The following is a 19,882-nucleotide window of genomic DNA, read 5'->3' on the forward strand; positions in this document are numbered from 1 at the left end:
TCAGACGGGCTTACCCACCGTCATCGCGGCGCGAAACTCCGGATCGGGGTCGAGCCAGGTGGATTCCGGCATCGCGCCGACGGCATCGAAATAGCGGCTCATGAAGCTGCGATAGGCGGCGCAGAACGCTATGTCGGCGATCTCGCGATCAGTGAAGCCGTGCTTACGCAGCGCCTCGATGTCGCCCTCGGTGATGAGGCTGGCGTCACGCGCGACCTGCTCGGCATAGGCCAGCATGGCCACGGTCTTCGCCGCGAGGCCGGCGCTGCGGAAATCGTGCTGGATGGCGAGCACCTTCTCCTTCGAGCCCAGGTCGCTGACCAGCAGCTTGGCGTAGACATGCGAGCAATAGCTCGAGGGAATCTGCTTGGCTGCGACCAGCGTGATCAGCCGCCAGCTGACCAGCCCGAGCGAGAAGTTGTTCCGCGCCGCATGCAGCAGGTGCTCGACCATCGGGGCGATGTGCGGCAGGGCGGTCCAGCATTTGGTGCCTTCCATCACGAAGCCCAGCGCCGCCGCTTCGGTCTGGTAGATATCGGCAATGGCGCCGGTCGCGTCTTTCTCGTCGATGGTTCCGATGAACACCGGTGGCCTCCTCAGGTCATATGATGACTAGGGGTGGAGCAGGTCACCTGAACCGTGGCTGAACGCTAGTCGGTATGGCTGAGGATGTTCACCAGGCGCCCAAACGGATCGCGGACATAGAAGCGACGGACGCCCCATGGTTCGTCGACAGGGCCGTACTCAACGGCAAATCCGGCGGCGCGAATCTTGGCGAAGGTAGCCTCGAGATCATCTACCTCGATCGAGAGATCCGGCACCGGCGTGCCGGATCCACCCTCACCGGCGACGCTTACCTGCACGCTCATCTGCGCCGACGAGCCATAGGTGACGATCCAGCCGTGATCCATCAGCTGGTCCAGCCCGAGCACATCGCCGTAGAACCGCTTGGCGGCAGACAGGTCGTCGGCCGCGATGTTTGCGACGATGCGCTTGACTGTCACGCCGGCGCCTTGCGCCAGCCCTTGACCAGCCGGCCGTCGATGAAAACGAGACCGAGGAAGATCACGATGATGCCGAGGATGTGGATCAGCTCGAAGCGTTCGTGGAGGATCAGCACGCCGAGCAGGATCGCCGAAATCGGCGTGATGAAGGTGTTGAGCGACAGGTTGGTGGCGCCGACCCGCGGCAACAGCCAGTAGACCAGGAGGAAGCTGAAGCTGGTCGAGAACACCGAGATGCCGAACAGTGCGCCCCAGGTCTCGGGGCGGGTGATGATCGGGATGCCGGAGAAGAACAGCGCGATGGGAACCGAGATCAGCGCGGCGCCGGTGAGCGAGGCCGAGGCCACGGCATAGGGCTCCACCTTGGCGAAGCGGCGGGCATAGTTGAGGGTCAGCGCGTAGCAGAGCGTCGCGATGAACGCGGCGAGGAGGCCGATGATCTGGGCCGAGGCGCCGACGCCGAGCGAGGGCAGGGCGAGGATCACCGCGCCGGCAAAGCCGATGGCGACGCCGGCCACCTTATTCCAGCTGGCTTTCTCACCACCCGGCCAGAGCTGGGAGACGATCACCGTGGTCATCGGGGTCATGCCGTTGATGACGCCGACGATCGAGCTCGCGACGGTCTGCTCTGCGAACGGGAACAGCGCGAAAGGGATGGCGTAATTGAGGATGCCGAGGATGAGGAACTGCCAGTAGAGGTTCGGATCGGTCGGCAGTTTCTTGCGGGTAGCGAAGAACACCAGCCAGCAGATGGCGGCGCCGATGCTGACCCGTCCGGCGGCTACCCAGAGCGGGCTGATCTCGCGGATCAGGATCGCGTTGAACAGGAACGAACAGCCCCAGACGGCGCCGAGCAGGATGATGAGCAGCCAGTATTGCAGTTTCATCGGTACGGCTCCTTCAGACTTCGACCTTGAAGCCGAGTTCGATATCAACGGCGGCCTTGCCACCCAGCCCCCAGTTCTCGCGCGGCACGTCGTGCAGCACAACCTTTAGATCGGACGGAGCAATGCCGAAGACGCCGAGCTCGCTGACCAGCGCGGCATAGAGCCGGCGCTTGGCGTCCACCGAGCGGCCGCTGAACATCGTGATCTCAAGAACGGTGTAGTTGACACTCTTGCCGTCGGGCGGCGCGAAGGCATGCGCGGGATATTCGATGATCCGGATGTCACGATCCTGCTCCGGGATGCGGATGCCCTCGACCAGCGCGCGCTGCACCGCGGCGATCAGCGCCGCATGGCGATCGCCGATCCAGCCGGCGCGGGTTTCAAGTCGTGTCGATGGCATCGGGTATCCTCGAGAAGGCCGGAACATGGACCACAAAGCAGAGTCGCGTCGAACCGATTTTGACGATGGGTCCGATCGATTCCCGTGATGGCAGCGTTTCGTCCACCTCTGGTCTCGGCGGCGCCCGTACCTACATAGCCGGCGGATGGAGGGCCGCCAGCATGACATTGAGACTGATGGGCGCCAACCCGTGCGTGACGCTCTACGACGGAGGCAGGGCCACTGCTTACGCCTCGGTTTGGCGGGTGGACTGGTCGCTGCGCGGCAAGGGACACGCCCTCGTGCTCGGGACGCCGCAGTGCACCCGCATCATCGGACCTGATCGCGAACTCGGGGCGTGGCTCGGTGCGGAGTTCAATCGACACATCAGGAGCGTCAGTGCCGGCATTGCCTGGCGCGAGCCGGAATTCACGTTGGCGCCGGTTCGCTTCGAGCTCGACCTCGATACTGGTTTGCGGGCATCGGCCGGCGACGTGACGGTGGAGATATCCGGGCCGATCGAACGCTATCTCACCCGCAAGGACGACTACGACCTCGGGGGCACGCCCAACATCCTCTCCACCGTGTGGATCCCTTGCCGCGACGGCTCGATCAGCGTCGGTGGCAGCCCACTGGCTGGTGCCATCAAGCTCGACGAGGCGCAGCCGCTGTCGAGTGCCTTCATTGCCGAGGCCGAAGTGTGGTGCACGGCGGACCACCCGAGGAAGTAATAGGCTTGCGATGGTCCCTCGAACGGAGATATGTTAGTACTTACATATATCGTTGCAGGAGCCAGGAATGACCTATCTCGGCGATATGGGGCTGCTCTCGCTGGGCAGCCAGCTCAAGGCGATCAGCGACCAGCTCTACGCCATGGCCGATGAGGTCTACGGACGGCACGGCATTGAGCTGCAGGCACGCTGGTTCCCGATTCTCCGACTGCTGCACGATCGCGGGCCGATGACGGTGGGCGAGATCGGGAGCGCGGTCGGCCAGACCCATTCCGCCATCAGCCAGCTGACCACGCGCCTGGTCCGCGACGGCTGGGTGAACACGGCGAGCGACGCCGGTGACCGCCGGACCCGACGGCTGACTCTGACGGCGAAGGCCGAGACCGCGCTGCAGACGGCCAAACCGCTGTGGCGCGCGATCCGCGACGCGCTGGAGGAGCGAGTCGCCGGCGCCGGGTTAGATCCGGCGACGCTGCTGGCCGGGCTGGAGCAGGTGGCGGCGCCGGGGCTGGCCGACCTCATCACGGCGAAGGCACGCGCCTACAGCCAGGAGACGGTGCGGATCGTGCCGCTCAGCCCGCAACTGCGCACGCATTTCTACCGGCTCAACGCCATCTGGCTGGAGCGCTACTTCGTGCTCGAGCCCTATGACATCGAGGTGATGTCGCACCCAGAGGCGATCGTCGAGCACGGTGGCGCGGTGCTGTTCGCACTGCTTGGCGATGCCGTAGTCGGGACCTGCGCCCTGAAGCAACATGCGCCCGGCGAGTACGAGCTGACCAAGATGGGGGTCGATCCCGCAGTGCAGGGCGTCGGCATTGGCAGGAAGCTGATCGAGGCGGCGATTACCGAGTTCGAGCGGCTCGGTGGCGCCGAGCTGTTCCTCGAGACCAATACGCGGCTCGAGTCGGCGATCCACCTCTACGAGCGGACCGGCTTCGAGCATCAGCCGGCGATCCGCGAAGGCTCGCCTTACGATCGGGCCAATGTCTACATGATCTGGCGCGGTCGCTCAGCGATTGCCGCTTGATCAGCCGGCGAAGCTGACTTCGCCGCGCGCCAACATGGCCAGTGCATCGGGGTAGGCAATGTGCTCCTCAACGAGGATGCGGGCGCCCAGCGTCTCCGCAGTGTCGCCGGGGAGGATCGGGACGCGGCGCTGCAGGATGGTGGGCCCTTCGTCCGTGCCCGCTGTGACGAAATGTACCGTGCAGCCGCTTTCGCTGTCGCCGGCGTCGAGCGCCTGCTGCTGCGGATGGAGGCCCTTGTGCAGTGGCAGCAGCGCGGGGTGAACGTTGAGCATCCGGCCCTGCCACTTCTCGGTGAACTCAGGCGTGAACAGGCGCATGAAGCCGGCGAGCGCGATGAAATCGGGCCGCCAGAGCTTCAGCACGTCCGACAAGGCCAGCTCGAACCCGGTACGGCTCGGATAGTCCTTATGCCAGCGCCAGGCCGTGGCGATGCCCTGGCCGGCGGCGATCTGCAGCCCGCCGGCATCCGGCTTGTTGGCGAACACGCCGACGATCTCAGCCGGATAGTCGGGCGCCTTGGCGGCCTCGATCAGCGCGGTCATGTTCGACCCGCGACCGGAAATCAGTATGGCGACACGCTTTTTCGGCTCAGTCACGGGGCGGGGCCTTTGCAGGAGGGTCGTAGAGGGCGAGTTCTTCAGCGCTTGGCCGTTCGAAGGCGCGCGCGGCATCTTCTAGCATGGCGCGATCGATCGGCGGTGATTCCCGGCCGCGCCTGGTAACGCGGTCGAGGAGCACGTCGATTGGGGCATCCATGTGGACAAGCTCGACGGCAGCGCCCAGCGCACGGGCGCCTTCGCGCAACGCGTCGCGCTCGGAACGGGCCCAGGTGCCCCACTCGATGATGGCCGTGCCGCCGAGTGCCAAAAGGCTCTGCGCCTGCTGCCATTGCAGCTGCTCGATGCCGGCACGCTTCGCCTCATCCCAGAGATTGATGCCGAGTGCATCCATCCAGTCGTCGGGCGAATAGCGGACGCCAGCGTGGCGCTCGGCCAGTTCGGTCGCGGCGGTGGTCTTGCCCGCGCCGGGCAGGCCGCAGACGATGATCAGGCGACCGCGGGTTGCAGCCATCAGAGCGCGAGCGCGCCTTCGAACGTCACCGGTTCACCGATGCGCGGCCGCAGCTCGCCGACGATCGCGGCAGTTTCACCAGCTGAGGCAAGATGTTCGACCAGTTTGCTCGCGTCCTGCTTCGACACGGCGCAAAGCATGCCGACGCCGCAGTTGAAGGTACGGAGCATCTCGCGCTCGTTCATGCCGCCGACCCGGGCCAGCCAGCCGAACACTTTCGGCACGGTGACCTTGTCGAGTTCGATATGGGCCGAAAGGCTGTCGGGCAGAACGCGCGGGATGTTGTCGATGAAGCCGCCGCCGGTGATGTGGGCCAGCGCCTTGATGGCGATGCCAGCCTTCAGCGCCGAGAGCAACGGTTTGACGTAGATGCGGGTGGGCACCAGCAGGGCGTCGCTGAGCGATTTGCCTGGCTCGAACGGGGCCGGCAGGTACCAGTCGATGCCCGAGACCTCGACGATCTTGCGGACCAGCGAATAGCCGTTGGAATGGACGCCCGACGAGGCGATGGCGACGAGCACGTCGCCGGCCTCGACATCCTCTCGCGGCAGCAGCGTACCGCGCTCGGCGGCGCCGACCGCAAAGCCTGCGAGGTCATAGTCCTTGCCCGAATACATCCCCGGCATCTCGGCCGTCTCGCCGCCGATCAGCGCACAGCCGGCGATGCGGCAGCCCTCGGCGATACCTTCGACAATGGCGGCGCCGGTCGCGACATCCAGCTTGCCGGTGGCAAAGTAGTCGAGAAAGAACAGCGGCTCGGCGCCCTGCACGATGATGTCGTTGACGCACATGGCGACGAGGTCGATGCCGATGCTGCCATTATTGCCGGTTTCGATGGCGATCTTGAGCTTGGTGCCCACCCCGTCATTGGCCGCGACGAGGATCGGATCGGTGAAGCCGGCTGCCTTGAGGTCGAACAACCCACCAAAGCCACCGATTTCTGCATCGGCGCCGGGGCGGCGAGTGGAGCGGACTGCGGGCTTGATGGCCTCGACAAGCGCGTTGCCTGCGTCTATGTCGACGCCGGCCTGCTTGTACGAGAGCCCGTTTGATGGCACGTTTTGCGCGTCGGACATGGGCTGTTCGCCAGATTTTCAGGGGTAGCGGAATTGCCGAGCGCTGATAACCGCTCCACCTCAGTCACGCAAGAGACGCCCGGGACCTTGAGCCTAAGATATCAGGTAATGATCTGGGCTGGGCTGTTTGTTGCGGCCATCCTGCTGCTCTGGGTGTTCCGCTCGATCCTCTTGCCGTTCGTGGTCGGGCTGACGCTGGCCTACCTGCTCAATCCGGTGGTCAACTGGTTGCAAAAGCTTGGGATTGGCCGGTCGTGGGGCTCGATGCTGGTGCTGCTGCTGGTGCTGGTCCTGCTGCTCGGCCTGCTGCTGGCCCTGGTGCCGCTGATCGCTGTGCAGATCGGCGGGCTTATCGCGGGTCTGCCCGGATATGTTGCCGATCTGCAGGACCTGCTGCGCCAATGGATGCCGCAGTTCACTGAATGGCTGGGGCCGGAGCGCACGGCGCAGCTCGAAGGCAGCCTCACCGACCTGATCGGTCGAGGCGTCGAATTCGCCGGGATCGTCACCGGCACGCTGGCGCAGAGCGGGCTCACGGTAATCAACACCATCGCCGTGCTGTTCATCACCCCGGTGGTGGCGTTCTACCTGCTGGTCGACTGGCAAGGCATGGTCGAGAAGGTCGATGACCTGCTGCCGCGCCGCTACCGCAGCGAGATTCGCGGCGTCCTGGCCGACATCGACGGCGCCATGGCGGGCGTGATCCGCGGGCAGGGCTCGGTGATCCTGGTGCTGTGCGTCTACTACTGCACCGCGCTGACCCTGGCCGGGCTCAATTACGGCCTCGCCATCGGCCTGATCGGCGGGCTCCTGAGTTTCGTGCCTTATGTCGGTTTTCTCGTCGGCTTCGCGTTGTCGATGACGGTGGCGCTGGTGCAGTTCTGGCCCGATCAATGGGTGTTCGTGCTGATCGTGCTGATGATCTACATCGTCGGCCAGTTCCTTGAGGGCAACATCCTCTATCCCAAGCTCGTCGGGCAGAGCATCAACATCAACCCGGTCTGGCTGATGTTCGCGCTGTTCGCCTTCGCGCTGCTGTTCGGCTTCGTCGGGCTGCTGCTGGCGGTGCCGCTGGCCGCCATTTCCGGTGTGCTGACACGCTTTGCGCTGACCAAGTACCAGCAATCGAGCCTCTATCTCGGCCCGGACGAACTGCCGCCACCGGCGTCGGTTCCTGAGGCTGCCGTCACGAGACCCGCGCGAAAGCCGCGCGCCACGGCGGGGAAATGACCGGCCTGCAACTCGGGGGCGGACAGCTGGCGCTGGACCTCGGACACGAGGCCTCGCATGCCGAGGACGATTTCATCGTCGGCGAAGGCAACCGGCTGGCGCATGCGCATGTGCTGGCCTTTCCGCACTGGCCTGGTCCGCTGACCTTGATCGACGGGCCGGCGAGTTCCGGCAAGTCGCATTTGTCGCGCATCTGGGCCGAACGGGCAGGGGCCGGGCACGCCACACCCGATACAGCCGAGGCCCTGTCGCGCGATGGCGGCACCCAGCCGCTGGTGGTCGAGGATGCCGACCGGGCGGGCTACGCCGAGGCGGCGCTGTTCCACCTGCTCAACCAGTCGATGCGCGACCGCCGTCCGCTGCTGCTGACGGCACGTCAGCCCGTTGCAAACTGGCCGTTCGCAACCGATGATCTGAAATCGCGGGCTCGACTCGCGGCGCATTTCACCGTGTCACTGAGCGACGATATCCAATTGTCACAGATGTTCGTGAAGCTGTTCGACGATCGTCAGGTGGCTGTTGAACCCAGGATCATCGCCTATCTGGTGGCGCGCATGGAACGATCGTCGGAAGAGGCGGTTGCCCTTGCGTCAATGATGGATCGCATGGCGCTCGAGCGTGGTACTGCCATCACTCGTGCCATTGCCGGCGAAGCGCTCAGGCAGCGGAGCGCAGCGCGTGATGACCGACAGCTGGCCCTCGATCTCGGAGCCGACGACGATGAATGAGATGAGCGAAATCGCCGAACAGCCGCAGCAGGAGGCGCCTGACGTCGCCGAACTGCGCCAGAGCCCGGCGCGCTTCGTCAACCGCGAGGTCAGCTGGCTGCAGTTCAACATGCGCGTGCTGGAGGAGGCCGGGAACATCAATCACCCGCTGCTCGAGCGCCTGCGGTTCGTCTCGATCTCGGCCAACAATCTCGACGAGTTCTTCATGGTGCGCGTCGCCGGGCTGAAGGGCCAGCTGCGCGCCGGCCTCACCAAACAGAGTGCCGACGGGCTGTCGCCGGCCGAACAACTCGAAGAGATCGCGACGCTGGCCCAGCACCTGCATCTCGAGCAGCAGGATCACTGGCAGCAGCTGCGCGAGGAACTGTTCGCTAAGGACGTGGTGATCCATGAGGCCGACGACCTGACGCCGGAGCAGGTAAAGTACCTGCAGAAACTGTTCCGCGAAGAGATCTTCCCGGTGCTGACGCCGATCGCGGTCGATCCGGCGCACCCGTTCCCGTTCATCCCCAATCTCGGCTTTACCCTGGCCTTCGAGATGGTGCGCGAGGGGACGACCCAGACGCTGACCGCCCTGGTGCGCGTGCCCTCGAACCTCGATCGCTTCGTCACTCTGCCCAATGAACTGGCGGCGCCGAACCGGGTAGAAGTGGTGACCATCGACACGCTGATCAACCGCTTCATCGACAAGATGTTCCCGGGCTATCAGGTGTCGGGCTCGGGCGCTTTCCGCATCATCCGCGACAGCGAAATCGAAATCGACGACGAAGCCGCCGACCTGGTCGTGGAATTCGAATCCGCCCTGCGTCAGCGCCGCCGCGGCATGGTGATCCGCCTCGAGATCGAAAAGAAGATGCCGCGCGCCCTGCGCCGCCACATCTCGGAGCGGCTGGGGGTCGGCGCCACTGATACGTTCGAGGTCGAAGGCTTCCTCGGCCTCGCCGACGCATCGAAGATCTGCGACGTCGACCGGCCGGACCTCAAGTTCACGCCCTACCTGCCGCGCTTCCCCGAGCGCATCCGCGACTACAATGGCGATATCTTTGCCGCCATCCGTGCCAAGGACCTCCTGGTCCACCACCCGTTCGAGAGCTTCGATGTGGTGGCGCAGTTTCTGATGCAGGCGGCGCGCGACCCTGATGTGGTGGCGATCAAGCAGACGCTCTACCGCACCTCGCGCGACAGCCCGATCGTCAAGGCGCTGGTACAGGCGGCGGAAGCGGGCAAGACCGTGACCGCGCTGGTGGAACTCAAGGCGCGGTTCGACGAAGAAGCCAACATCCGCTGGGCCCGAGACCTGGAACGAGCTGGCGCGCAGGTGGTGTTCGGCTTTATCGAGTTGAAGACACACGCCAAGATGAGCCAGGTGGTACGCCGCGAGGGTGGCAAGCTGGTGAGCTATTGCCACCTCGGGACCGGCAACTACCACCCGATTACTGCCAAAATCTACACCGACCTCAGCTACTTCACGACCGAGCCATCGATTACCCGTGACGTCGCCCGCGTCTTCAACTTCATCACCGGTTATGCCCGACCCGCCGAGATGGAGGCGATCGCCTTCTCACCGGTGACGCTCAGGCAGACGCTGCTCGACCACATCGCCCGCGAGGTCGAGTTCGCCGAGCGGAACGAGCCGGCCAATATCTGGCTGAAGATGAACGCGCTGGTCGACCCCGAGATCATCGACGCGCTCTACGACGCCAGCCGCAGGGGCGTGACGATCGAGCTGATCGTCCGCGGCATCTGCTGCCTGCGGCCCGGTATCCCGGGCTTCTCGGACAATATCCGGGTGAAGTCGCTGGTTGGCCGCTTCCTCGAACACAGCCGCATCTTCTGTTTCGGGCAGGGGGCGCCGCTGCCCTCGCGCCGGGCCAAGGTCTATATGAGTTCGGCTGACATTATGCTGCGTAACCTCGATTGGCGCGTCGAGGTGATGGTGCCGATTCTCAACACCACGGTGCACGAGCAGATCCTCGACCGCACCATGGTCGCATATTTGAAGGATAACCAGCAAAGCTGGGAGGTGCTTCCGGACGGCAGTTCCGATAGGATCAGGCCCAAGGAGGGCGAAGAGCCCTACAATGCGCACGACTACTTCATGACGCATGCGAGCCTGTCGGGCCGCGGTACGGCGCTGAAGCGCGACAACGAAGAGAGAAGCCAGTGAACCAATACTGGGGCGTCGACGCCGACCCCACCGCGCAGGGCCGCCTCAAGGGCGCGCGACCTGTTGCCGTGCTCGATATCGGGTCCAACTCGGTCCGCCTGGTGGTCTATGAGCGGCACGCCCGTTCACTGACCCCGCTCTACAACGAGAAGACCGCCTGCGCCCTCGGCCGAGGCCTCGCCCAGACCGGCAAGATCGCCTACGAGAACATCGATCGCGCGCTGACCGCGATCCAGCGCTTTGCCCTGGTGTCTAAACTGATGCGGGCGGGGACCACCCACATCCTTGCCACCTCGGCGGTGCGCGAGGCTTCCAATTCCAAGGCCTTCGTCGACGCCGTCGAAGAGATCATGGGCGCCAAGGTGACCGTGCTCTCGGGCGCTGAGGAAGCGCACTTCGCCGCGCTCGGCGCCATCTCCGGCATGCCCGGTTTTGTCGGTGTGGTCGGCGACCTCGGTGGCGGCAGCCTCGAGCTGTCGTCCATTGCGGGCGGCACCGATTCCACCGGCGAGACGCATGAACTTGGCGTTATCCGCCTGCAGGACGATTCCGATGTGTCGCCATCCAAGGCACAGGCGATTGCCAAACAGCGGCTGAAGAAATCCAAACTGATGGACGGGCAGGGCGGTAGCTTCTGCGCCATCGGCGGCACTTGGCGGTCGCTCGCCAAGGTGCACCAGGTGCTGCGCGACTACCCACTGCACATGGTGCAGCACTATGCCGTCAAGGCCAGCGACATGCTGAAGCTGTGCGAAGACATCGTCACGGCGACGGCGGCGAACAAACCCTATACCGGTTCGGAGCATGTCAGCTCCGGCCGGCGGGACCTGGTGCCTTATGGCGCCGCGGTGCTGATCGAAGTGCTGAAGGCCGGCAAGTTCGAGACCGTGGTGTTCTCGGCGCTGGGGGTGCGCGAGGGCTACCTTTACGGACTGCTCGATGAGGACGAGCGCGCCGTCGATCCGCTAATGCAGACCGCCGAGCAGATGAGCGTGCTGCGCTCCCGTTCGCCGGCGCATGCCGAGGACCTAATCGATTTCACCGCCGAACTGTTGACCACCCTCGGTATCACCGAGACGGCAGAGGAGGCCAGGCTGCGCAAGGTCGCCTGTTACCTCGCCGATATCGGCTGGCGCGGCCACCCGGATTATCGCGGCGAGCAGGCCGTCGACATGGTCGCCTACGGCTCGGCCACCGGCGTCGACCATCCCGGTCGCGCTTTCCTCGCCGAGGTGCTGGCGGTCCGCTACATGGGGCTGAAGCAGAAATCGATGAGCCAGAGCCTCTTGGCGCTCTCCGGCCCGGCGATGAGCGCCCGGGCGCGCCTGCTGGGCGCGGCGTTCCGCGTTGCCTATCCGATGTCGGCGGCCATGCCCGGCGTGCTGCCGCGCGTCGGCTTCTTCATCGACAAGGGCATCCTGAAACTCGACTTGCCAAGCGACCTGGCTTTCCTCGACGGCGAACACCTGCGCGGCCGGCTGGATCAGCTGGCCGGCGTCGTCGGGATCAAGCTTACGGATGTGGTGGCGGGGTAGGGCGCATCGCCCGCCGGCCGGGAAGCTGGCTAGGCTCACTGTTGATCCACCCACCGGCTGTCATCCCAGCGAAAGCTGGGACCCAATTCACCATCTGCACCAGCGGACAAATGGGTCCCAGCTTTCGCTGGGACGACATCGTGGGCTGGGTGATAGCAGTGGGTTACTCAACCACGGCTTCCATTCGGCCGCGGCGCCTCGGCAACAGGCTTGAGCGCGCCTACTCTTCGTCGTCGTCGATGATCTCGATTTCGATGACGCCCTTCTTGCTCGCCGCGAGGCCGAGCTTGCCGTGCTTGATGGCAAGCGCCTTGTCGCCGAACAGCTTGCGGCGCCAGCCTTTCAGTGCCGGCACGTCCGCATCGTCATCGAGCACCAGCGCATCGATATCGTCGGAGGTGGCGATGATGCGCGAGGCAACACCGTTATCCTCAGCCACCGATTTCAGCAGTACGCGGAGCAGGTCGCCGACGGCGCCCTTGGGCGAGGGACCACGGTGGCGGTCGGGCAGCTTGGGCAGGTCGGATTTCCCCAGCGCTTCGACATCCCTAAGGATCGAGACAATCTCGCCGGCAGCTGAGGAGCGTCCATAGCCGCGCTGCACGGCGCGCAGCTTGTCGAAGCTCTCGGGATTGAGCGGGCGCTGCATCGCCAATTCGATCAGCGCGTCGTCTTTGAGGATGCGGCTGCGCGGCTGGTCGGTATCCTGGGCGCGCTGCTCGCGCCAGGCCGCCAGCGCCTTCAGCGCGGCGACATCGCGCGGCTTGGCGAGGCGGGCCTTGAGCCGCTCCCAGGCATGCTCGGGCTGCACCACATAGGTGTGGATCGATTCGAGCACTGCCAGTTCGTCCTCCACCCAGTCCCAGCGGCCGGTATCATCGACCTGCTTGACCAGCGCTGCATAGACGTCACGCAGATGGGTGACGTCGGCGAGGGCGTAGACCTTCTGCTTTTCGGTCAGCGGCCGGGCCGACCAGTCGGTGAAGCGGGAAGATTTGTCGAGTTCGACCTTGGTGATCGAACGGACCAGGTTGTCGTAGCTGACGCTGTCACCGAAGCCGCAAACGGAAGCGGCGACCTGGGTGTCGAAAATGTTGGCGGGCACTTTGCCGGTCAGCTTGACGAAGATTTCGATGTCCTGCCGGGCCGCGTGGAAGACCTTGCGGACCTTGTCGTTGGCGAGGAGCTTGAAGAACGGCGACAAATCGAGGCCGGGGGCGAGCGGATCGATGAGAACCGCTTCGTCGAGGGTTGCCGCCTGCAGCAGGCAGAGCTTCGGCCAGTAGGTTGTTTCGCGCAGGAACTCGGTATCGACCGTCACGAAATCATAACCGGCGGCGCGCTTCGAAAAGGCGGCGAGCACGTCGGTCGAAGTAATGAGCTCCATCAAGACTCTTTCGTCACAAGGCTTACCAATCCTGAATAACAGTGGGACACGCGAATGGCGAGCACAGAGTGGCGAATAAGTCACGGTCTCGCGGCGTGGTCATCTGGGTTCCCGTGCGTTCTCTGCGCTCTCGGTCAGGGCCGCTCAACTTGACAATTGCGCCCTCGCATGCGCTTGTCCGGCCCCGAAATCCGCCTGCCTCAGAGACAAGAGATGAGTGAAATGCACCGCTACCGCACCCACACCTGCGCCGCCCTTCGCCAGGGTGACGTGGGCAATAATGTGCGCCTCAGCGGTTGGGTGCATCGCGTCCGCGATCACGGCGGCCTGCTGTTCATCGACCTGCGCGACCATTATGGGCTGACCCAGCTGGTGATCGATCCCGATTCCAAGGCGTTCAAGCTGGCCGAGACGGTGCGCTCCGAGTGGGTGATCCGGGTTGATGGCGAGGTGAAGCAGCGTACGCCCGAAACGGTCAACGGCAAGCAGCCGACCGGCCAGGTCGAAGTGTTCATCCGCGAGCTCGAAGTGCTGAGTGAAGCCACCGAGCTGCCGCTGCCGGTGTTCGCCGAGCCGGATTATCCGGAAGACATCCGCCTAAAATACCGCTTCCTCGACCTGCGCCGCGAGACGCTGCATGCCAACATCGTCAAGCGCACCAAGGTGATCTCGTCGATGCGCCGCCGCATGGGCGATATCGGCTTTGCCGAGTACTCGACGCCGATCCTTACCGCGTCGTCGCCCGAAGGCGCCCGCGACTTCCTGGTGCCGAGCCGCATCCATCCTGGCAAGTTCTTCGCCCTGCCGCAGGCACCGCAGCAGTATAAGCAGCTGCTGATGGTGGCCGGTTTCGACCGCTACTTCCAGATCGCGCCGTGCTTCCGCGACGAGGACCCGCGCGCCGACCGCCTGCCGGGCGAGTTCTACCAGCTCGACCTCGAGATGAGCTTCGTTACCCAGGAAGAAATCTGGGACACCATGCAGCCGGTCATCACCGGGCTGTTCGAGGAGTTCGCCGACGGGAAGCCCGTGACGACGGAATGGCCGCGCATCCCCTATGACACGGCGATCCGCAAGTACGGCTCGGACAAGCCCGACCTGCGCAACCCGATCGAAATGCAGGACGTCACCGAGCACTTCCGCGGCTCGGGCTTCGGTGTGTTCGCCAACCAGATCGCCAGCGACGCCAAGGTAGAAGTCTGGGCCATTCCGGCGAGGACCGGCGGCAGCCGCGCCTTCTGCGATCGCATGAACGCCTGGGCCCAGGGGCAGGGTCAGCCGGGCCTCGGCTACATCTTCTTCAAGGACGGGGCAGGCTCGGGCCCGGTGGCCAAGAACATCGGCGAAGAGCGCACCGCGGCGATCCGCACCCAGCTCGGCCTCGCCGACGGCGACGCGGTGTTCTTCGTGCTCGGCCGCCCGGACAAGATGTACAAGTTCGCCGGCGAAGCGCGGGTGAAGATCGGTCTCGACCTCAACCTCACCCAGCTCGACCAGTTCAAGCTGTGCTGGATCGTCGACTTCCCGTTCTACGAGTGGAGCGAGGAAGAAAAGCGCCTCGACTTCGCGCACAATCCGTTCTCAATGCCGCGGGGCGGCATCGACGCGCTGAACACCGAGGACCCGCTGAGCATCAAGGCGTTCCAGTACGATGCGGTGTGCAACGGCTTTGAGATCGCCTCGGGTTCGATCCGTAACCAGCTGCCCGAGACCATGGTCAAGGCGTTCGAGCTGACCGGCAAGTCGCGCACCGAGGTCGAGGAGCAGTTCGGCGGCCTCTATCGCGCCTTCCAGTACGGTGCCCCGCCGCATGGCGGAGCCGCCTTCGGCATCGACCGCATCGTCATGCTGATCTGCGGTGCGCAGAACCTGCGCGAGATCACGCTGTTCCCGATGAACCAGCAGGCCGAAGATCTGCTGATGGGCGCTCCGAGCCCGGCCGAGCCCAAGCAGCTGCGCGAGCTGCACGTGCGGGTGATCGCCGACACCAAGTGAGTGGGGCGCCTTCGGGCGCCCTTTCCGTTTCCGAGGAAGCGGCGGGAGTATGAACGCAGGTTCGCGTAGTCGTTCCGATGTCCGTCCCAACCACCGGGGTCATTCCCGCGAAAGCGGGAACCTCCATTCGCGATGGCGGCTATCAATCACCGGCGTCCCATTCCGGCACGGTCGGTTAATCACCGTTAACACTCTCTTAAAGTCCGCCCGCTAGGCATTTGTTGCCTATCTCCGTCGGGGGCGGATTCGCTTGAAGTCCAAGTATGCCCATGTGCTGATGCTACTCGCGGCCTTTGCCGCGTTCCTGCCGGTCATGGCCGTGGATTTCGTGCTCGATTCCTACGTGCGGGTGCGTGAGCGGGTGCTGCTGCAGCAATCGGTGGATGCGGTCGCAAGCCGGGTGCAGGCGACCGCCTATGACGCGATCTCGTCGTTGCGCCGCATCCTCGCCGAGAGTCCCTCGCTCTGCACCGCCAGCTTCATCGCCAACGTGCATCGGCAGATGGAGCTGAGCCTCTATCTGAAGCAGGTGCTGGTCGAGAATGCCGACGGGGTGCAGTACTGCGACGCACTCGGCAAGGACGTGAAATACTCGCCGCTGTCGCGCCCGCTGTCGGTGCCCAACCAGACCGAGACCATCGAGGTAGCGAAGTACGCCGACCTCCGAATCCCCGCGCTGAAGGTGACGCAAGCGTTTGGCACGACGCGAAAGGTATCGGCCTTCGTGCCGATTCTGGCGGCCGAGCCGGACAGCCTGTTGAACGGGTTGAGGCCGACCTCGATGATGCGGGTGTCGCTGACTGACGGCGCTGAGATCGTCACTGTCGGCGACCCCAAGGCCTATGATAACCGCGGTGATATCGAGTTCGTCACCGCCGAGAGCTTTGCCGGCGAACTGCCGATCCGAGTGACGGCGGCGGTGCCGTTCGCCATGGTACGAGCCGATTACGGCGATCTCGACGCAAGCTTCACCGTGGTGGCGGCGCTGATGTGCGGAGCGTTCCTGATCCTCGCGCTGCAATATGTACGCCGGTCCGACCTGCCGGCCTTCGACCTCGAGCGGGCGATCGCTGCAGGGGAGTTGAAGCCCTACTACCAGCCGGTGATCAACTTGAGGACCGGTGCGCTCGCCGGCTGTGAGGTGCTGTGCCGGTGGGAGAAAAAGAGCGGCGAAGTGGTGCCGCCCGGCGCCTTCATCGACTATGCGGAGGTGACGGGGCTGGCGCTGCCGATGACGGTCAGTCTGATGCAGCAGGTGAAAGCCGACCTGAGCGCGCTTTGTGGGGACATGCCGGAACTGAAGATCTCGATCAACCTGTTCGAGGGGCATTTCCGCGACGGCACGGTCGTCGACGACGTCCACACCATCTTTTCCAACTCGGCGATCAGCTTCCGGCAACTGGTGTTCGAGATCACCGAGCGGAAGCCGCTCGAGAAAATGGCACAGGCGCAGAGTGTCATCGCCGGGCTGCACGCGCTGGGCTGCAAGCTGGCGATGGACGACGCCGGCACCGGCCACTCGAACCTCGCGTACCTGCAGACGCTCGGCGTCGACGTGGTGAAGATCGACCGCGTGTTCGTCGACATGATCAAGCCCGAGGGCGCGCCGGTGCCGGTGCTCGACGGGTTAATCGCCATGGCGCGCGACCTCGGCACCGAGATCGTTGCCGAGGGCGTCGAGACCGAAGCCCAGGCGCTGTACCTGAGGGCGCGTGGCGTGGTGCAGGCGCAGGGCTACCTCTTTGCTCCGGCGCTCAAGGCTGGCGCCTTCCGCGACCTGGCACGGGCTCTGAATGCCCCGGTGGTGCTGCCGGGGCTGGTGCAGGTGAGCGCGGCTTAGCCGAAGGTCCGGCGCAAGCTGACCCCCACCCTTAATCCCTCCCCGCAAGGGGGAGGGAGACGCCGACACCGGCATCAGTGTTTTGGTCGCCCTCCCCCTTGCGGGGAGGGGACAGGGGTGGGGGTCCACAGCCACCGGGCGAGGAAACTCCTTCCCGTCAGTTTCCCGCTATCCCCGCCTTTTCATCGCCCTCGATTAGTGGCACTCACTCCTGAGTTTCCGGGAGGGTGTTTATGTCTGCCGACGTGACCGAACAGAAGAAAGCGCTGCGTGAAGCGGCGCTGCATTTCCACCAGTTCCCCAAGCCCGGAAAGCTTGAGATTCAGGCGACCAAGCCGCTCGGCAACCAGCGCGACCTGTCTCTGGCCTATTCCCCCGGTGTCGCCGCGCCCTGCGAGGAAATTGCCGCCGATCCCGAGGCGGTGACCAAGTACACTTCGCGCGGCAACCTCGTCGCAGTGATCTCGAATGGCACCGCCGTGCTCGGGCTCGGCAATATCGGCGCGCTGGCCAGTAAGCCGGTGATGGAGGGCAAGGCCGTGCTCTTCAAGAAGTTCGCCGGCATCGACGTGTTCGATATCGAGATCGACGAGACCGATCCGCAGAAATTCATCGAGGTGGTGCGCCCGCTCGAGCCGACCTTCGGCGGCATCAACCTCGAGGACATCAAGGCGCCCGAGTGCTTCGCCATCGAGGAAGCGCTGCGCGAGCGCATGAAGATCCCGGTGTTCCACGACGATCAGCACGGCACGGCGATCATCGTCGGCGCCGCGGTGCTGAACGGGCTGGAGCTCAGCGGCAAGAAGATCGAGGATGTGAAGATCTGCACCTCCGGGGCAGGGGCGGCGGCCATCGCCTGCCTCAACATCCTCGTCGCCTTGGGTGCAAAGCTCGAGAACATCTGGGTGGCCGACAAGGACGGGCTGCTCACCGACAAGCGCGACGACGTCAACGACAAGTGGCGCGGCCGCTTCTGCCGGCAGTCGAACGCCACGACGCTTGCCGAGGTAATCGACGGCGCCGACATCTTCCTCGGGCTCTCAGCGGCCGGCGCGCTGAAGCCCGAAATGCTGCAGAAGATGGGCCCGAACCCGCTGATCCTGGCGCTCGCCAACCCGAACCCGGAAATCATGCCCGAGGTGGCGAAGGAAATCCGCCCCGACGCCATGGTCTGCACCGGGCGCTCGGACTATCCCAACCAGGTCAACAACGTCCTCTGCTTCCCTTTCATCTTTCGCGGTGCGCTGGACGTCGGCGCCACCACCATCAATGAAGAGATGAAGCTGGCTGCGGCCCAGGCGATCGCCAAACTGGCGCATGATCCTGGGCTGGAAGTGTCGCCCTCGGGGCAGCCGGCAGTCTATGGGCCGGAACACATCATCCCGAACCCCTTCGACCAGCGGCTGATTCTCCGCATCGCGCCGGCCGTGGCGCGCGCGGCTATGGAGTCGGGCGTCGCCAAGCGCCCGATCACCGATTTCCAGGCCTATCACGACAGCCTCAACCGCTTCGTCTTCCGCTCGGGCCTGGTGATGAAGCCGGTGATCGACAAGGTGATCGGCCAGCAGAAGCGCATCGCCTTTGCCGACGGCGAGGACGAGCGGGTGCTGCGCGCCGCGCAGGTGATGATCGAAGACCGCATGGCGCTGCCGATCCTGATCGGCCGCCCGCAGGTGATCGAAAGCCGGCTGCAGCGCTTCGGGCTGACCATCAAGCCGGGCCGCGATTTCGAGGTGGTGAACCCCGAGGACGACCCGCGCTACCGTGATTATGTCGAGCTGTTCCACTCGCTGGTCGGCCGCAACGGCGTGACCCCTGATATCGCCAAGACGATCGTGCGCACCAACACCACGGTGATTGCGGCGCTGTCGGTGAAGCGCGGCGACGCCGATGCCATGCTCTGCGGTTTCCAGGGCCGCTTCATCAAGCACGTGCGCGACATCCGCTCGATCATCGGGCTGCAGGATGGCGTGAAGGACGTCTCGGCGCTGTCGATGCTGATCATGCCGCGCGGCGTGTTCTTCCTCGCCGACACCTACGTCAACATGGACCCGACCCCGGATGAGCTGGTGGCCATTGCCCTCCAGGCGCGCGACCATCTCAAGCGCTTCAACATCGAGGCCAAGGCGGCGCTGCTCAGCTACTCGAACTTCGGCTCGCGCGACGGCGACACTGCCTACAAGATGCGTGAGGCCTACCAGAAGTTGAAAGCCGTGGCCCCCGAGATGATCATCGAGGGCGAAATGCAGGGCGACCTGGCGCTCAACGATGAGCTGCGCAGCCGCTACATCCCGGAATCAGTGCTGAAGGGCGAAGCGAACCTCTTGCTGTTCCCCAACCTCGACAGCGCCAACCTGTCGATGACGTTGCTCAAGGAAATGAACAACGCGCTGGCCGTCGGCCCGATCCTGATGGGGCCGCGCGCCCCGGCCCACATCCTTGCCCCCTCGACCACGAGCCGCGGAATCGTCAATATGACGGCAATTGCCGCCAGCGAAGCGGTAGCGTTGGGGGAGAGGACCTGATGATCCGGCATACTGTCGTATTCAATTTGAAGCACGCCCATGGTTCATTGATGGAGAAAGCGTTTCTGCGTGACGCGATGGTGCTCAAGGAGATCCCGGGCGTAAAGAAATTCGAGCAGCTGCGGCAGATCTCGAAGAAGAACGACTACGAGTTCGGCTTCTCCATGGAGTTCGCCGACCAGGCCGCCTACGACGGCTACAACGTACATCCCAAGCACGTGAAGTTCGTGCGGGAACGCTGGGAGCGCGAGGTCGAGAAGTTCCTGGAGATCGACTACGAGCCGATCTGAGATGGC

Annotated in this window: 18 protein-coding genes; 10 read left to right on the plus strand and 8 right to left on the minus strand. The window is 64.6% G+C overall.

What is annotated here, in order from left to right; all coding sequences use genetic code 11:
- The 4 genes from ASC89_RS06760 to ASC89_RS06775 form a co-directional block, all read right to left on the minus strand.
- A complete protein-coding gene (locus ASC89_RS06760; RefSeq protein WP_055878171.1) occupies window positions 1–585 on the minus strand; it encodes a carboxymuconolactone decarboxylase family protein in 585 nt (194 codons plus the stop codon).
- A 65-nt stretch (window positions 586–650) separates the two neighbouring features.
- The gene (locus tag ASC89_RS06765; protein ID WP_055878169.1) at window positions 651–1,004 is read right to left on the minus strand and encodes a VOC family protein; all 354 of its coding nucleotides are present in this window, start codon (window positions 1,002–1,004) and stop codon (window positions 651–653) included.
- Window positions 1,001–1,891 (minus strand): DMT family transporter, encoded by an 891-nt coding sequence (locus ASC89_RS06770; RefSeq protein ID WP_055996063.1) that lies wholly within the window; start codon window positions 1,889–1,891, stop codon window positions 1,001–1,003. The genes ASC89_RS06765 and ASC89_RS06770 overlap by 4 nt, the downstream gene beginning before the upstream one ends.
- Window positions 1,892–1,904: 13 nt before the next feature.
- Entirely contained in the window at window positions 1,905–2,291 is a 387-nt protein-coding gene (locus ASC89_RS06775; RefSeq protein WP_055996066.1) for a tautomerase family protein, read from the minus strand.
- A gap of 161 nt (window positions 2,292–2,452) precedes the next feature.
- Here ASC89_RS06775 and ASC89_RS06780 point away from each other — a divergent pair, with 161 nt between their 5' ends.
- Both ASC89_RS06780 and ASC89_RS06785 read left to right on the plus strand, forming a co-directional pair.
- On the plus strand, window positions 2,453–3,001 hold the full coding sequence (locus ASC89_RS06780; RefSeq protein WP_156384530.1) for a hypothetical protein: 549 nt from the start codon (window positions 2,453–2,455) through the stop codon (window positions 2,999–3,001).
- Window positions 3,002–3,068: 67 nt separating this feature from the next.
- Window positions 3,069–4,031, plus strand: a complete 963-nt coding sequence (locus tag ASC89_RS06785; protein WP_055996073.1) for a GNAT family N-acetyltransferase — start codon at window positions 3,069–3,071, stop codon at window positions 4,029–4,031.
- On the opposite strand, the gene purN is transcribed toward ASC89_RS06785, so the two are convergent.
- The 3 genes from purN to purM are packed head-to-tail and all read right to left on the minus strand — an operon-like array spanning window position 4,032 to window position 6,179.
- On the minus strand, window positions 4,032–4,628 hold the full coding sequence (gene purN, locus ASC89_RS06790; protein ID WP_274532689.1) for a phosphoribosylglycinamide formyltransferase: 597 nt from the start codon (window positions 4,626–4,628) through the stop codon (window positions 4,032–4,034).
- Complete coding sequence (locus tag ASC89_RS06795) at window positions 4,621–5,103, minus strand: ATP-binding protein (protein WP_055996079.1); 483 nt, start codon at window positions 5,101–5,103, stop codon at window positions 4,621–4,623. The genes purN and ASC89_RS06795 overlap by 8 nt, the downstream gene beginning before the upstream one ends.
- Window positions 5,103–6,179 carry a phosphoribosylformylglycinamidine cyclo-ligase gene (gene purM, locus ASC89_RS06800; protein WP_055996082.1) on the minus strand — a complete coding sequence of 359 codons (1,077 nt, stop codon included), beginning with the start codon at window positions 6,177–6,179 and terminating at the stop codon, window positions 5,103–5,105. Before purM ends, ASC89_RS06795 begins: the two co-directional genes overlap by 1 nt.
- Before the next feature lie 108 nt (window positions 6,180–6,287).
- Between purM and ASC89_RS06805 the strand changes: the two genes are divergently transcribed.
- Genes ASC89_RS06805 through ASC89_RS06820 form a run of 4 tightly spaced genes read left to right on the plus strand, consistent with a single transcriptional unit; the run spans window position 6,288 to window position 11,839 of the window.
- Window positions 6,288–7,409: an AI-2E family transporter gene (locus ASC89_RS06805; protein WP_055878154.1), complete on the plus strand. Its 1,122-nt coding sequence runs from the start codon at window positions 6,288–6,290 to the stop codon at window positions 7,407–7,409.
- Window positions 7,406–8,137, plus strand: coding sequence for a hypothetical protein (locus ASC89_RS06810; protein WP_055996085.1), 732 nt, complete (start codon window positions 7,406–7,408; stop codon window positions 8,135–8,137). The genes ASC89_RS06805 and ASC89_RS06810 overlap by 4 nt, the downstream gene beginning before the upstream one ends.
- Entirely contained in the window at window positions 8,091–10,304 is a 2,214-nt protein-coding gene (locus tag ASC89_RS06815; protein WP_156384531.1) for an RNA degradosome polyphosphate kinase, read from the plus strand. Before ASC89_RS06810 ends, ASC89_RS06815 begins: the two co-directional genes overlap by 47 nt.
- Complete coding sequence (locus tag ASC89_RS06820) at window positions 10,301–11,839, plus strand: Ppx/GppA phosphatase family protein (protein WP_055996087.1); 1,539 nt, start codon at window positions 10,301–10,303, stop codon at window positions 11,837–11,839. The genes ASC89_RS06815 and ASC89_RS06820 overlap by 4 nt, the downstream gene beginning before the upstream one ends.
- 220 nt (window positions 11,840–12,059) lie before the next feature.
- Here the strand turns inward: ASC89_RS06820 and rnd are convergent, their stop codons facing one another.
- Window positions 12,060–13,226 carry a ribonuclease D gene (gene rnd, locus ASC89_RS06825; RefSeq protein WP_055878149.1) on the minus strand — a complete coding sequence of 389 codons (1,167 nt, stop codon included), beginning with the start codon at window positions 13,224–13,226 and terminating at the stop codon, window positions 12,060–12,062.
- Between the two features lie 222 nt (window positions 13,227–13,448).
- On the opposite strand from rnd, the gene aspS reads away from it, so the two are divergent.
- The 4 genes from aspS to ASC89_RS06845 all read left to right on the plus strand — a co-directional run bounded on the left by aspS (window position 13,449) and on the right by ASC89_RS06845 (window position 19,876).
- Window positions 13,449–15,221, plus strand: a complete 1,773-nt coding sequence (gene aspS / locus ASC89_RS06830) for an aspartate--tRNA ligase (protein WP_055996726.1) — start codon at window positions 13,449–13,451, stop codon at window positions 15,219–15,221.
- Between the two features lie 250 nt (window positions 15,222–15,471).
- Entirely contained in the window at window positions 15,472–17,061 is a 1,590-nt protein-coding gene (locus tag ASC89_RS06835; RefSeq protein ID WP_055996090.1) for an EAL domain-containing protein, read from the plus strand.
- A 233-nt stretch (window positions 17,062–17,294) separates the two neighbouring features.
- Window positions 17,295–19,586, plus strand: coding sequence for an NADP-dependent malic enzyme (locus tag ASC89_RS06840; protein ID WP_055996093.1), 2,292 nt, complete (start codon window positions 17,295–17,297; stop codon window positions 19,584–19,586).
- Window positions 19,586–19,876: a Dabb family protein gene (locus ASC89_RS06845; RefSeq protein ID WP_055996095.1), complete on the plus strand. Its 291-nt coding sequence runs from the start codon at window positions 19,586–19,588 to the stop codon at window positions 19,874–19,876. The genes ASC89_RS06840 and ASC89_RS06845 overlap by 1 nt, the downstream gene beginning before the upstream one ends.
- The last annotated feature ends 6 nt before the right edge of the window (window positions 19,877–19,882 follow it).

Source organism: Devosia sp. Root413D1, from assembly GCF_001425235.1.
GTDB lineage: Bacteria > Pseudomonadota > Alphaproteobacteria > Rhizobiales > Devosiaceae > Devosia_A.

Excerpts from the sequence above, each read along its gene's own strand:
- ASC89_RS06770 (WP_055996063.1), bottom strand. The coding sequence starts at position 1,891 with ATGAAACTGCAATACTGGCTGCTCATCATCCTGCTCGGCGCCGTCTGG.
- ASC89_RS06775 (WP_055996066.1), bottom strand. The coding sequence starts at position 2,291 with ATGCCATCGACACGACTTGAAACCCGCGCCGGCTGGATCGGCGATCGC.
- ASC89_RS06780 (WP_156384530.1), top strand. The coding sequence starts at position 2,453 with ATGACATTGAGACTGATGGGCGCCAACCCGTGCGTGACGCTCTACGAC.
- ASC89_RS06785 (WP_055996073.1), top strand. The coding sequence starts at position 3,069 with ATGACCTATCTCGGCGATATGGGGCTGCTCTCGCTGGGCAGCCAGCTC.
- ASC89_RS06795 (WP_055996079.1), bottom strand. The coding sequence starts at position 5,103 with ATGGCTGCAACCCGCGGTCGCCTGATCATCGTCTGCGGCCTGCCCGGC.
- purM (WP_055996082.1), bottom strand. The coding sequence starts at position 6,179 with ATGTCCGACGCGCAAAACGTGCCATCAAACGGGCTCTCGTACAAGCAG.
- ASC89_RS06805 (WP_055878154.1), top strand. The coding sequence starts at position 6,288 with ATGATCTGGGCTGGGCTGTTTGTTGCGGCCATCCTGCTGCTCTGGGTG.
- ASC89_RS06810 (WP_055996085.1), top strand. The coding sequence starts at position 7,406 with ATGACCGGCCTGCAACTCGGGGGCGGACAGCTGGCGCTGGACCTCGGA.
- ASC89_RS06815 (WP_156384531.1), top strand. The coding sequence starts at position 8,091 with ATGACCGACAGCTGGCCCTCGATCTCGGAGCCGACGACGATGAATGAG.
- rnd (WP_055878149.1), bottom strand. The coding sequence starts at position 13,226 with ATGGAGCTCATTACTTCGACCGACGTGCTCGCCGCCTTTTCGAAGCGC.
- aspS (WP_055996726.1), top strand. The coding sequence starts at position 13,449 with ATGCACCGCTACCGCACCCACACCTGCGCCGCCCTTCGCCAGGGTGAC.
- ASC89_RS06840 (WP_055996093.1), top strand. The coding sequence starts at position 17,295 with ATGTCTGCCGACGTGACCGAACAGAAGAAAGCGCTGCGTGAAGCGGCG.
- ASC89_RS06845 (WP_055996095.1), top strand. The coding sequence starts at position 19,586 with ATGATCCGGCATACTGTCGTATTCAATTTGAAGCACGCCCATGGTTCA.